At 40.4% G+C, this 12,085-nt stretch carries 14 protein-coding genes; 11 read left to right on the plus strand and 3 right to left on the minus strand.

Annotation, left to right across the window (positions count from 1 at the left end; all coding sequences use genetic code 11):
* The first annotated feature begins 77 nt into the window (after nucleotides 1–77).
* The 3 genes from BC008_RS20000 to BC008_RS52135 all read left to right on the plus strand — a co-directional run bounded on the left by BC008_RS20000 (nucleotide 78) and on the right by BC008_RS52135 (nucleotide 4,710).
* Nucleotides 78–2,606 carry an ATP-dependent helicase gene (locus BC008_RS20000; RefSeq protein ID WP_027846098.1) on the plus strand — a complete coding sequence of 843 codons (2,529 nt, stop codon included), beginning with the start codon at nucleotides 78–80 and terminating at the stop codon, nucleotides 2,604–2,606.
* A gap of 312 nt (nucleotides 2,607–2,918) precedes the next feature.
* Nucleotides 2,919–4,157: a hypothetical protein gene (locus BC008_RS20005; protein WP_027846097.1), complete on the plus strand. Its 1,239-nt coding sequence runs from the start codon at nucleotides 2,919–2,921 to the stop codon at nucleotides 4,155–4,157.
* A gap of 418 nt (nucleotides 4,158–4,575) precedes the next feature.
* Complete coding sequence (locus tag BC008_RS52135) at nucleotides 4,576–4,710, plus strand: FitA-like ribbon-helix-helix domain-containing protein (RefSeq protein ID WP_268768235.1); 135 nt, start codon at nucleotides 4,576–4,578, stop codon at nucleotides 4,708–4,710.
* Nucleotides 4,711–4,864: 154 nt separating this feature from the next.
* Here BC008_RS52135 and BC008_RS20015 read toward each other — a convergent pair whose 3' ends face one another.
* On the minus strand, nucleotides 4,865–5,713 hold the full coding sequence (locus BC008_RS20015) for an Rpn family recombination-promoting nuclease/putative transposase (protein WP_058183786.1): 849 nt from the start codon (nucleotides 5,711–5,713) through the stop codon (nucleotides 4,865–4,867).
* 240 nt (nucleotides 5,714–5,953) lie between these two features.
* Between BC008_RS20015 and BC008_RS20020 the strand changes: the two genes are divergently transcribed.
* Nucleotides 5,954–7,078, plus strand: coding sequence for a hypothetical protein (locus BC008_RS20020; RefSeq protein ID WP_027846905.1), 1,125 nt, complete (start codon nucleotides 5,954–5,956; stop codon nucleotides 7,076–7,078).
* A gap of 431 nt (nucleotides 7,079–7,509) precedes the next feature.
* Here BC008_RS20020 and BC008_RS49575 read toward each other — a convergent pair whose 3' ends face one another.
* Nucleotides 7,510–7,683, minus strand: a complete 174-nt coding sequence (locus BC008_RS49575; protein ID WP_161938134.1) for a hypothetical protein — start codon at nucleotides 7,681–7,683, stop codon at nucleotides 7,510–7,512.
* Between the two features lie 154 nt (nucleotides 7,684–7,837).
* Here BC008_RS49575 and BC008_RS52720 point away from each other — a divergent pair, with 154 nt between their 5' ends.
* The 3 genes from BC008_RS52720 (at nucleotide 7,838) to BC008_RS52140 (ending at nucleotide 8,880) form a co-directional block, all read left to right on the plus strand.
* Nucleotides 7,838–8,005, plus strand: coding sequence for a DUF4236 domain-containing protein (locus BC008_RS52720; protein ID WP_407657066.1), 168 nt, complete (start codon nucleotides 7,838–7,840; stop codon nucleotides 8,003–8,005).
* 70 nt (nucleotides 8,006–8,075) lie between these two features.
* Nucleotides 8,076–8,531 (plus strand): SLATT domain-containing protein, encoded by a 456-nt coding sequence (locus tag BC008_RS20025; RefSeq protein WP_268768237.1) that lies wholly within the window; start codon nucleotides 8,076–8,078, stop codon nucleotides 8,529–8,531.
* A 217-nt stretch (nucleotides 8,532–8,748) separates the two neighbouring features.
* A complete protein-coding gene (locus BC008_RS52140) occupies nucleotides 8,749–8,880 on the plus strand; it encodes a hypothetical protein (RefSeq protein ID WP_268768236.1) in 132 nt (43 codons plus the stop codon).
* A gap of 48 nt (nucleotides 8,881–8,928) precedes the next feature.
* Here BC008_RS52140 and BC008_RS49580 read toward each other — a convergent pair whose 3' ends face one another.
* A complete protein-coding gene (locus tag BC008_RS49580; protein WP_161938136.1) occupies nucleotides 8,929–9,102 on the minus strand; it encodes a hypothetical protein in 174 nt (57 codons plus the stop codon).
* A 174-nt stretch (nucleotides 9,103–9,276) separates the two neighbouring features.
* Between BC008_RS49580 and BC008_RS20030 the strand changes: the two genes are divergently transcribed.
* The 4 genes from BC008_RS20030 to BC008_RS20045 all read left to right on the plus strand — a co-directional run bounded on the left by BC008_RS20030 (nucleotide 9,277) and on the right by BC008_RS20045 (nucleotide 12,077).
* Nucleotides 9,277–9,528, plus strand: a complete 252-nt coding sequence (locus BC008_RS20030) for a FitA-like ribbon-helix-helix domain-containing protein (protein WP_027842705.1) — start codon at nucleotides 9,277–9,279, stop codon at nucleotides 9,526–9,528.
* Nucleotides 9,525–9,941: a type II toxin-antitoxin system VapC family toxin gene (locus BC008_RS20035; RefSeq protein WP_027842704.1), complete on the plus strand. Its 417-nt coding sequence runs from the start codon at nucleotides 9,525–9,527 to the stop codon at nucleotides 9,939–9,941. The genes BC008_RS20030 and BC008_RS20035 overlap by 4 nt, the downstream gene beginning before the upstream one ends.
* 19 nt (nucleotides 9,942–9,960) lie before the next feature.
* Nucleotides 9,961–11,373 carry a DUF1254 domain-containing protein gene (locus BC008_RS20040; RefSeq protein ID WP_027842703.1) on the plus strand — a complete coding sequence of 471 codons (1,413 nt, stop codon included), beginning with the start codon at nucleotides 9,961–9,963 and terminating at the stop codon, nucleotides 11,371–11,373.
* A gap of 122 nt (nucleotides 11,374–11,495) precedes the next feature.
* Nucleotides 11,496–12,077, plus strand: a complete 582-nt coding sequence (locus BC008_RS20045) for a 3'-5' exonuclease (RefSeq protein ID WP_027842702.1) — start codon at nucleotides 11,496–11,498, stop codon at nucleotides 12,075–12,077.
* Nucleotides 12,078–12,085 lie beyond the last annotated feature (8 nt).

The raw sequence follows: 12,085 nt of genomic DNA on the forward strand, positions 1-12,085 counted from the left end.
GAGGAATGAGAAATTAATAACGAACAATATGGCAGCTCAAATCTCAAATTTCAAGGTTAAAGTTTAAAGTTGAATCTATGTCAGACGCTAATTTTACTGATACAGTGCCGACTGAGCCTCTAGATACAGAATTATCTGCGAGAGAAAACCTTGCTTCTCCCAGGGAACAAGCCATTAATAATATTCGTAATAGTTTGCGTCACGGGCAACAGCAAATGGTAGATTGGCAAGGTGGACCTTTAGCTGTTTCGGCTGTTCCTGGTGCTGGTAAATCTACCGGAATGGCTGCAGCCGCAGCTATTGCGATCGCGCGTCAGTATCAGCGTTCTAACAGTTCTCGCCCCAATGTTCGCCGACAGTTGGTGGTGGTGACCTTTACTCGTTCCGCTGCTGCCAATATTAAAGCTAAAATTCGTAAATATCTCCGCGACGATTTATCTCTACCCCAAACAGGTTTTGTCGTCCATACTTTGCACGGTTTAGCCCTCAACATTGCTAGTCGTCACCCCAATTTATCTGGATTAGAACTAGACCGTCTTACTTTAATTACTCCCAACCAAGGACACCGTTTAATTCGCACTTCTGTGGAGCATTGGATTACTAATAACCAATCTCAATATTACCGTTTAGTTGAAGGGATGCAATTTGACGGTGAGGAAACCGAAAGATTGCGTCGTCAGTCAGTAATCCGAACGGAGGTTTTACCGGATTTGGCGAGTACGGTGATTCATGAAGCAAAAAGTTCTGGATTGTCGCCAGAAGATTTACAAATTTTAAGCAGACAAACTCAAGATGAATATGGAATTTTAAGTATAGCTTCTGGGTTATACGACCAATATGAAACCCTGATGCGCGATCGCGAATTTATTGATTATGACGACATGATTTTAGCAGCGTTACGGGTATTAGATAATCCCAGCGCCCGCAGAATCGAACAAAATCAAGTTTTCGCCGTATTTGAAGACGAAGCTCAAGACTCCTCACCTCTGCAAACCCAGTTATTGCAGATTTTGGCGACGGAGGGATTGGGGACTGGGGACTGGCGATTGGGGACTGGGAGTGGAGAGCAGGGAGACGAGGAGCAGGGAGCAGGGAGCAGGGGACAAACAATTATTACCCAATCCCAAATCCCTAATGGTACGCGGAGCGTGCGCTCCGAACGCCAATCCCTAATTAACCTGGTAAGGGTAGGGGATCCCAACCAAGCAATTAACTCAACTTTTACCCCTGCAGATCCAATTTATTTCCGCGAGTTTTGCCAAGAATGTCAGGCTAAAAACCGACTGGCGACGATGGATCGAGCGGGACGGAGTACTAGTATAGTGATTGAAGCGGCTAACTTTGCTTTGCAGTGGGTCAATTCACTTTACAGTAGTCAAAATAAAAAAGCGAAACAACAACGTCTGCAAGCAGAAAGTCTAGCTACAGCAAAACTTCCATTTCGCGATCAAAATATTCATCTTGTAGAACCAGAGGATCCTCAACCCAATGCAAATCCTCAAGCGATCGGTCAAGGTTTAGAACTACATAAGCCTCGAGATATTCACCATACTGTAGAATTGATTTCTCAACGCATAATTGAGTTGTTTAGTGAAGATGAAAGCGATACAATAACCGGCGCAATTTTAGTTAGGGAAAACCGTCAAGGACGATGGCTTGGTGAAGTACTCAAACCGATTTGCAAAGAACATGGAATTAACCTGTATGATGTCAGCGAGCAGGAACGTCATTCCCATGTCCCCGAAGAAATTTTAGCCATACTTAACTTTTGCGATCGCCCCCATTCCCCGGACTACCTAAAAGCTGCATTGGCGGTAATGGTACAACGTCGCATTATTGAAACCCAAGACCTTAACGCCCTTGCATCCTTACCAGAGGACTTTTTGTATCCCGGACCCCTCGCTCCACCGCAAACAGAACCGGTGCAAAAAGCGGCTCAAATATGTCGAAGTTTACTCCGCGCTCGGTTAGAATTACCGGTTTATCACCTGATTTCCTTTATTGGTTTAACTTTAAACTACGAACAAGCCGAACTCGCTACTGCAGACAAATTAGCTGAACGCATTGCAATCCAAATCGCCGGTAATCTTTCCTTGGGGGAAATGTTGCGAGTATTAAGCGAAATAGTCAGTTCCGAACGTTTTGAACCAGTTGATACAGAAGATTCAGAAGCCCGGTATACCCGTCCCGGTCAATTGACCATCATTACCATGCATAAAGCCAAAGGGCTGGACTGGGATTATGTATTTATGCCGTTTCTGCACGAAAATTTAATACCAGGGAGATTTTGGGTTCCTCCCCAAAGGCAATTTTTGGGTAGCTTTACTTTATCAGAGGTTGCTCGCGCCCAAATTCGTGCGGCGTTACATGACGAACCCCGTTTACCCAATGTTACCGAAGCTTGGGAACAAGCAAAATATCTCAAAATTGCTGAAGAATATCGTTTGCTTTATGTGGCGATGACTCGGGCGAAACGTTTGTTGTGGATGTCTGCAGCGAAAGAGGCTCCTTTTACTTGGAGTAAGCCGGATAATTTGCAGAAGCAGGCTGTTTGTCCGGTGTTTCCGGCTTTGACGCGGGAATTTGGGGAGTATGTGGTTGATTGAAGTGGGAAATTTTTATGAAGGAGTGTCATCTTCTGTGGGAATTTTCGCCGTTGCATAATAGAGGGATGAATTGATCTCTTCTACTGTGCATTATCTATACTGCAAGTCTAGAAAAATTAGAAAAAACGGCAAACACCGAAGTAGACAAAGTTACATTTATGTGGTTTGCAATTATGCTATTTTAAATCAGTGGATATGCTTAAATGCATGTCTAATTTGTACTTTGTAGTTACGAGTACAAAGAGATCCTAGTGCTCAGCTAATTCATCCTGCATTTATGCAACGCCATAAAAATATAAAGTTGAGGAATATATGAGTTCACCTACTGCTGCAGATATAACTAAGGTTCAGAATAACCTGAAAAATATGCAGGAGCTAAATGATTATGTTCATAATTATGGTCAGGATAAGATCACAAACGCTTATCTCCTCTTATCTGAACATGATAAGAGTGACCCAGGCCTCAAAATCGTGTTAAGCATTATGAAAGGTGCTTTCGGGAAGATTGGCTCATCAATCGCAGGCCCTGTTGGTTCTATCGTCGGAAATTTTCTTGCTGGATTAATCTCCTCATGGTACGATAAACCGCCTGCCGATATAAAAGGCTCCTTTGCAAGCTATGTTAATCGCTTTTCAAAAACATGCATCGCAGTAGATACTCAACTGGCAGCTTATCATGCCAATGTTGTCGGTAACTGGGAGAAAAGCTTTACCTTTGAAGGCTCTACCACCACTCTTTCTGAGTTGGCAACAATAGCATTTCCGGACAAAACGGATCCTAAATTCTTGGATTTGGCTAAGGCTGTTTTATTGGGTTTAGACAGAAATCTTTGGCAACAAATGTTAGATACCTATAAGGTCATCACATTCTGGCAAGACGACCCCATGCACCCCTTGGTCATAAAAGGCGACAAAAGCACCCCTCCTACAAAGTGGGTTCAAAGTTTCTATGCCAAAAACCCTGCATACTACTGCATCTGGGGCTGGCACGAAGGGTCAGGATGTACAGATTATTCAGGCTGGATAATCAAAGAATACAGCCTGGGTACTGAAGCGCAACTATACAAGGACAACTCGCTGAATATTGACGCTTGCAAATACCTATTTAAGGACAGTACTCCTGGTGTGGTCATCAATCCAGATGGTTTGTTTACAAGAGAGGAGGTCTTTAATAGCTTAAACATCAAAGAAGAAACGTACAAGCTCAACTCGGGTAGTGGTTATCTTCCCAACCCCAGTAGTCGTATCCCAGCGATTGTTGATATGGCGACGACACCGACTCTTTCCAAAAGTTATCTCCGAGCGCACAAAGAGGGGAAATCCTTAAGTAAGCTGATTGAAACAGAAGGTCGTGAAAAAGTACAGCAAAAAATTATCGCCAAAGCTGCTTCAGACTCAGTCTTTGCCCATAATCTCTCAGTCCGTCCCTATCAGACTCTGGAAGAATTTCTTGGCGTTAAAATTCCGGAAGTACTTGATCTGAAGATTGTGGTTGAAGGAGGTAAAACTTTTGGGTTGGTTATTCCTGAACCGGATTATTCCAAAGTATAAGCTAGAGGAGATTTCTATGTAGTCTCTATAGAGAGGTTTGTCGAGTAGAGCAAATGATCTCGATCTTCGTTCTCGTGGTGCGATTAAGCTGACTGTAGGCTGGGCTTTGTTGCCTCAAGCCAGCAAGCGCAAGCATTTGTGATGCCCAACAACTCAATGGAGCGGATGCTACGAGGAGCGCACCACGTTTTCTTATTAAAGAACGCGCCACCTACCAATCTTTTAGACAGCATTATTTCGGTGAATTATGCACCGTACTCTCAAGTCTTTTCACGGGCTTGTGGATCGTTCATCAAGGCGACATTGGCACAACTGCTCAGGATACTTGTTTCATCATTAGGGCGATTATCGCTTTTTGGTTTATTGATAGCATTGCTAGCATTGATTACAATATAAGTACAAAGTTAAACAAAAATCTATGGCCAGCTTAACTATTCGCAATCTAGAAGAAGCAATAAAAGAACTATTGCGTATTCGTGCTGCACATCATGGTCATTCGATAGAAGAAGAATTACGGCAAATTTTACCTAATACTTTACTAAAAGATACTTAACTGTCAGAAAATCTTGCTGAATCAATTCAAAAACGATTTGCTCAACCAGGTGGAGTTGACGATCTACCTGCTTATCCTCGCGAAACAATGTGCAAACCTCCTCAATTTGAGCAGTCAATTGAGTCTAGCGATTAATCCCAATAATCTTAATCCCCTACTTGTTATTTTCAGCTTTTAATTCTGCCTTCAATTCCTGCACTCGTTCCAAAGTCAAACCTGTAACTTTTACAACCATATCTACTGATATACCTTCGCACAACAAATTAAGTGCTACTTTTTCTAATGCTTTTCGTTCCCAGCTTGTAACAATTTCCATATATTTCTCCTTCTGCTCTAATCCCATTGTACTTATTGCAGCTTTAAAGGTTTTTTCCTCTGCTTCATTTAAATTTAAATAAGTATCAATAAAACCAGATATTAATTGCATGCGTGCCGGGTCTAATCTTAAAGTAGTTAACAACCGCAAACATTCTGCTTTAACTTGTGGACGCTCCTCCGGTGAAATATTCATCTTTGCCATTAGTGCAGCAGCAACAGGATTTTGTTGGGTTAAATAATCTCGCCAACTAATTTTATTCAATTGAATTGCTGCAAATTCAAACCTGAGTACATCCAAATTAGGAAATTGAATGCTATGCGTTTTTGGTTCTGCTCTTAGTGGTTCATCAAATGAGAAGATAACAACAGGATAAATTGGCAAATCATATTTTTCATAAAGTCTGGCGAAGTATTTAAACATTCGTTTGGCAAAATCTTGTTGTGAATAAGATTGAGCTTCGACATGAATTAAAAAGTAAGTTTCTTTCTCCTGATATTTGACTTTTGCGAGTAAATCTATGAGTTTCTTTTCTCCAGCAGTCACATCGGATAAAACTTCTTCTGGTAAAAATTGAATAGAATCTCGATCTATATCTAAAGCTATAGCAGGAATAAAAAGTTCGATAAATTCAATGAAAAATGTAGAAATTAACTCTTTAAATAAGCGGTCATGGTCGATAGGCATAGTTACTTTGAATAGTAATTTTGGTCATCCTATCATTAGATTTTGTTATTAGAGAATAAAGTATTTTGGTAGAAGTTAACTGGATGTCGAATTACATAAATTTTGCGTAAGCCCTAATATAGTTTTACTAAAAGATTACGAAATTAATATTGAAGAGATCGGGGAAAAACCCAATGATAACTAGTAAGTATCAAATATAACATATTGTTATAAACATTAGCTACAGGGATCAAGTGTAGTATGACAAAAAAAAGAGATTTTCTAACACTTGTCACTAATTTAGCTTTAGTATTGCTTAACTCTGTAAAGAGAATTCCTACATGGCAGACGTTACTGAAGCTAGGATGGCGTATTTTCTCTATTACTCTCTGGGCTATTTTAATTCTCATTGTCCTGTCTTCTTTTGGAAGGCACTTTGCATTTGGAAATACCCTTGCTGCACCCGTAGCTAACACTACTGGAGTAGCTAGTAAATTTACTATTGCGGCAACTCAAACAGATAAGCTTACGGTAGAACTAGATGCTGCCTTAGTGGCAGCTCGCAAAGCAGCTTTAACGGCTGCTTCAGATGAGCTAGATACCTGGATTAATGGCTTGATGAGTCGAGTTGATTCAAGTCAGGATGTTGATTTCCTGGATTGGTATTTTGGATACTGGACCCAGAAAAAATTTGGTTTAGATGGAACTTTACAAACTGGGAAGCGAGTTCTAAGTAAAAATTCTCCAACTGCTAAAGAGAAAATTCAGAAAGAGGTTCTTGAGGAATTTACAAATCGTGTTCTTCAACCTGAACTTGCAAAGCTTGAATTAAAAACTATTTCAAGGGACATTTCACAAATTTATACTAGTGAACTGCAGCGAAACTTTGAGAAAATTCGTATTAAATACAACATCCCCAAAGTAGACTGGAACGAGTATTTGCAAGGTGTTACAGTCCTTGTGACTAACGTTGAGGGAAAACAAGTTCCATTGCAACTAAAAGCTTTTACCATTGGAAGCTTAGGAAGTGGGGCATTATTAACGAAAGCAACAGTAGTGTTATTTGAAAAAATGACAGGGAAAATAGCAACTAAAGCCCTTGTAAGTACAAGCTTTTTAGGTAAAACAGGGGGGTTAGTTGGTGGAGAGTTTCTAGGTCCTTTAGCAACTATGGCTATTATTGCTTGGGATGTTGTGGACGTGCACAATACAGAAGTTAAGTACCGACCCATTCTGAAACAGAATATCGAAGGTTACTTCAGTTTAATGAAGAAAGATATTTTGAATAACGAGCAGAGTGGGATTCAGAAGGTAATTTTAGATATTGAGAAAAGTGTGAGAAAGGGAATGAGTGGCTCTCGCTTACCGTCTCTGAACTGGGGCTAATAATCGGTCTCACTGTAGCAATGTTTATCAATTTAAGAAGTGTATTAGACTATAAGGAGAACCAATACCTACGGTACGCTTCTGCTAACTGCTTAGCTGCGATAAGCGCAAACTACGTGCATGCAATCGCGAACGGTTTGAGAATCAATTTCGTTAACAAATTTTTCCTTACTATCAGTAATCTTATTGCTTTAAATTTAACCGTCGTAGCTGAAGTTTAACCAGATGGAATAATATTTGCAGCCAGGAGTATTGCAAAGTGCTTCTTTTCTTGTAATAAATTCCCAAAAAAATATTCTTACCATAATTTCTTACTCGTAGGGGCGCACCGAAGTGCGCCCTATTGAGTAGTAGATTTTTACTTAAATTCCTTAGAGTATCCAAGATTTGCTCCTTTGAGTCTAGCTATTAATCCCGATAATCTTAATCCCCTACTTGTTATTTTCAGCTTTTAATTCTGCCTTCAATTCCTGCACTCTTTCTAGCGTCAAACCTGTAACTTTTACAACTGTTTCTACTGATAAATCTTCGCGCAACGAATTAAGTGCTGCTTGTTCTAATGCTTTGTTAGCACCTTGTTTTTCCCAACTTGTAACAATTTCCATATATTTCTCCTTCTGCTCTAATCTCATTGTACTTATTGCTGCTTTAAAGGTTTTTTAGAGTTAATAATCTTGGTGAAATATGGGCATACTGAAATGGATAGATATATTAAAAACACTATGGGATTTCGTTTTAGGAAAAAGATAAAGCTGTTTGTTGCCCGGTTTATCTGTCAATTTATCCAAATCAGAAATTTCAACGACTATAAAGGCTGGTCCAATTAGTTGGAATTCCACTCAAAATACTTCAGTAAATCTGCCTGGTCCATTTTCTTATCAATCAGCTTCTAAAAAAAGTAAAGGATACTCATTAAAATATTCGTAACTTATTGTTTATGACAGACGATGATCATAATTCTAGCCACACCCGGTTTCTACTTGATCTAGCAACCGAGATGGAGTGGTATGCAGACAGAGCGCTTGAAATGTCTAGTTGCCATAGGAATGCTGCTGGAATCTATGGTAATCTACATATATTCTTTGGATTACCTGCAGCGATCTTAGCTAGTGTTTCTGGTGTATCAGCTTTTGCCAAGTACTCTGTTACTGCTGGCATAACAGCATTCATTGTTTCAGGGCTGACAGGTGCAATGTCTTTTCTTAACCCATCCGAGAAGCAACAGTTACATTTTGAAGCTGCCAATGCACTGGATTCATGGGCGACCAAAACTTATCTCCTGATCAAAAGAAGCAGAGCTAGTATTATTGAAGTCGCAGAATTTATTAATCGTTGGGAAGGTCTTATGCAGGAACGCGATCAGATCAATAAGCAATGTCCTTTAATTCCATCTTGGGCAAGATCAAAACTTCTTAGAAAGTTTATGAAACCTTTTTCGTATCTGCAACAATAGATTTTATTTTGCTCATCTAACCAGAGAGTGCGCCGAAAGTTCGGCTTACACAGCCGTAATACTATTTTTTCAACCTGCTCACGCCGGTGACTCAAACTTTTGTGTGGCATCATCGCCTTGAAAATACTAGCAAGATCTTAAAAAATGTTCCTACAAGGAATGGAACGCGATATGTTTAGCGTTGCTGCTGACATCTTTCGCTTCTAACATCTACGGTGTGCTAGATATTCTAGTTGTCGAAGTCACAATTAAAATGTTGGTGACGGACATCCTAAAAAACATGCCAAAGAGTGGGAAGCTGTATGAAGCTATAGATAAAGAAATAGCGATCGCAGCACTGAAACCTTAGAGCTTTAAGTCAATTAAATCTGGCGATGATCCCAATCATCCTAACTCCCTACTTGTTATTTTCAGCTTTTAATTCCGCTTTCAATTCCTGCACTCGCTCTATAGTCAAATCTGTAACTTTTACAACTATCTCTACTGGTAGACCTTCGCGCAATGAATTAAGTGCTACTTGTTCTAATGCTTTGTTAGCACCTTGTTTTTCCCAACTTGTAACAATTTCCATATATTTCTCCTTCTCAGCAAGCAATACGCTACGGCAAATTTTAAATTACTCCAACAATTAAATCTTCCTCTCGTTGTAAAACACTTTTATATGTTAAAGCGATATCACTTTTGAGTAAATTGATAGCATTGCTAGCATTGATTACAATGCAAGTACAAAGTCAAATTAAAATCTATGGCTAGCTTAACTATTCGCAATCTGGAAGAACCAATAAAAGAACTACTGCGTATTCGTGCTGCACATCACGGTCATTCGATGGAAGAAGAAGTACGGCAAATTTTACGCAATACTTTACTCCAAGATACTCAACTGTCAGAAAATCTCGCCGAATCAATTCAAAAACGATTTGCTCAACTGGGTGGAGTTGACGACCTACCTGCTTCTTCTCGTGAAGCAATGCGCAAACCTCCTCAATTTGAGCAATGATTATTCTTGATACTAATGTTTTATCGGAACTAATGAAATCGAAACCCGATAAATCAGTTGTGCACTGGATAGGGAAATACCAAGCAAAAAGCTTATTTATAACTGCTTTGACTCAAGCCGAAATCCTATATGGTTTGGAAATTTTACCAGTAGGAAAACGGCGTACTGCCTTGAAAAAAGCAGCTAAATCCATGTTCGAGCTAGATTTTGCTGGACGTATTTTGCCTTTTGATACCGATGCAGCACAATTATTTGCAACTATAGTAGCCAAAAGAAAAACTATAGGTCGTCCTATTTCTCAAATTGATGCTCAGATTGCTGCTATTGCTTGTTTGCATCAGGCTATTTTGGTGACACGAAATGTGGATGATTTTGAAAAATGTGGTATCGATATAATTAATCCTTGGGAATAACTATAAAGGAAAATTGAGAATGGCTGATTCGTCCACACTTACTCCACAAGAAGCCCGATTGATCTCGAAAGATGCGTTCATTTACGCGTATCCGATGGTGGACAGCTATCGGATTTTTTTTGCCTACTTTCTTTGGCCCAATAATGACGAATATAAGGGACCATTGAATGAATTACATGGCGAAGCACGACTGTCCACGCCATCGGATAAAACAGTTCAGACACCGAACACGGATACACCTTACTGTGTGGTTGGCGCAGATCTTCGTGCGGAACCTTTAGTTTTGACGGTCCCAATTATAGACCCTAGACGATACTACTCTATCCAACTCATTGATGCTTACACTCACAATTTCGAATATGTTGGCACTCGGACGACAGGCAATGGGGCAGGCAAGTACTTGCTGGCTGGTCCTGACTGGACGGGGCAGACACCGGCTGAAATCACCGCAGTTATACGTAGCGAAACCAGTCTTGTACTAGCCTTGTACCGCACCCAGCTTTTCAACTCAGATGACTTAGAGAATGTCGAAGACATCATTGAGAACGGTTACAAGGTTCAACCGCTGAGTAAGTTTACAAATACGGATCCGCCATCGGAAATGCCAGCGGTGAGATACCCAAGACCCGTAAGACTGGACAAGGGCGAGACTTCACTTGAAGTATTCAGCCTGCTGAACTTCCTTCTTACGACGTTTTGTCCAACACACGAATCGGAAACGGAATTGATGGCTCGCTTCGCAAAACTAAACATCGGACCTGGCCTGACCTTTGACCCGACAGAACTCTCTGTGGAATTGAAACAGGCCGTCGAGCAAGGTGTAAAGGACGGTTGGGATGCTTATCTGGAGCTGAAGAAGAACAAAATTAACACTCAAGAAGTCACCGCCGCCGACCTATTCGGCACACGTCAGCACTTGACGGAAACAGGTAACATTTACCTGTACCGCATGGCTGGCGCGATTCTTGGCATCTGGGGCAATTCCGTTGAGGAGGCCATGTATCCTTCCTACTATAACGATTCAGACGGCAACGAATTAAATGCATCAGGCGACGTCTGTTATACGCTACGCTTCGAGCCAGGTGGATTGCCACCGGCTGACGCTTTCTGGTCGGCAACGATGTATAATCTCCCCGAGCAGCTTCTCGTCGAGAACGAACTCGAGCGCTATCTTATTAATTCAACGATGTTAGACAACAATGAACTTGTTCTCGACGAAGATGAAGGACTGACACTTTATATCCAGTACGCTCAACCAACTGAAGAAAAAAAGAGGAAGAACTGGCTACCTGCACCGGATAAGGGCTTCTTCATATCCTTGCGGCTTTACTTGCCACAACAAGAGGCGATTAATGGCACATGGCAAAAGCCACCACTAAAGCGAGTAAAACCGCACTGCACTGGAAAATCAGGCTTAAGCGTATCTTTTTAGCTCTCTTTCGCGCCCGTGGCTAACCCCGTTAGAGCCCCGCCGGCTCCTTCACCCTCATCCCTGCTTAGTATTCGTGCTGCACATCACGGTCATTATTTGTCATATAAAAAAATAAATAAAATATGAATATCGGATTATTTAGTTACGATCATTATTTAATAGTTGATTTGGAAGCTACTTGCTGCGATAAATTTTCTATCCCGCAAAAGGAAATGGAAACCATTGAAATTGGTGCTGTGATCGTAGAAGCTGTAGGATTAAATATCATCGACGAATTTACAATTTTTATTAAACCCGTTAGACATCCAATACTGACTGCTTTTTGCACAGAGTTGACTACGATTAAACAAGCAGACCTTGAGGAAGCACCCACATTTTCACAAGCAGTAGAAACTTTTAAATGTTGGTTTGAAAAATATCAAAATTCCATTTTTTGTTCTTGGGGCGACTACGATAAAAATCAACTTGAACGAGATGCAAAGTATCATAAAATCCCCTATCCCATGGGAAATGAGCACGTAAATATTAAAAAATTATTTTCTTTAGCATTAGGAACTAAAAAACAATATGGTATGGCTAAAGCGCTAAAAATGGTTGGTTTGTCTATAGATGGAACACATCATCGAGGAATTGATGATGCAAAAAATCTAGCTAAATTAATGCCATTCATTATTGGGCGTAAAAAAATACCAAAAACAAATTGAATAGATGC

Source organism: Mastigocoleus testarum BC008, assembly GCF_001456025.1.
Classification (GTDB): Bacteria; Cyanobacteriota; Cyanobacteriia; order Cyanobacteriales; family Nostocaceae; genus Mastigocoleus; species Mastigocoleus testarum.

Excerpts from the sequence above, each read along its gene's own strand:
- BC008_RS20025 (WP_268768237.1), top strand. The coding sequence starts at position 8,076 with ATGGAGTGGTATGCAGACAGAGCGCTTGAAATGTCTAGTTGCCATAGG.
- BC008_RS20015 (WP_058183786.1), bottom strand. The coding sequence starts at position 5,713 with ATGCCTATCGACCATGACCGCTTATTTAAAGAGTTAATTTCTACATTT.
- BC008_RS20035 (WP_027842704.1), top strand. The coding sequence starts at position 9,525 with ATGATTATTCTTGATACTAATGTTTTATCGGAACTAATGAAATCGAAA.
- BC008_RS49575 (WP_161938134.1), bottom strand. The coding sequence starts at position 7,683 with ATGGAAATTGTTACAAGTTGGGAAAAACAAGGTGCTAACAAAGCATTA.
- BC008_RS20005 (WP_027846097.1), top strand. The coding sequence starts at position 2,919 with ATGAGTTCACCTACTGCTGCAGATATAACTAAGGTTCAGAATAACCTG.
- BC008_RS20030 (WP_027842705.1), top strand. The coding sequence starts at position 9,277 with ATGGCTAGCTTAACTATTCGCAATCTGGAAGAACCAATAAAAGAACTA.
- BC008_RS20040 (WP_027842703.1), top strand. The coding sequence starts at position 9,961 with ATGGCTGATTCGTCCACACTTACTCCACAAGAAGCCCGATTGATCTCG.
- BC008_RS20045 (WP_027842702.1), top strand. The coding sequence starts at position 11,496 with ATGAATATCGGATTATTTAGTTACGATCATTATTTAATAGTTGATTTG.
- BC008_RS20000 (WP_027846098.1), top strand. The coding sequence starts at position 78 with ATGTCAGACGCTAATTTTACTGATACAGTGCCGACTGAGCCTCTAGAT.
- BC008_RS20020 (WP_027846905.1), top strand. The coding sequence starts at position 5,954 with ATGACAAAAAAAAGAGATTTTCTAACACTTGTCACTAATTTAGCTTTA.
- BC008_RS52135 (WP_268768235.1), top strand. The coding sequence starts at position 4,576 with ATGGCCAGCTTAACTATTCGCAATCTAGAAGAAGCAATAAAAGAACTA.
- BC008_RS49580 (WP_161938136.1), bottom strand. The coding sequence starts at position 9,102 with ATGGAAATTGTTACAAGTTGGGAAAAACAAGGTGCTAACAAAGCATTA.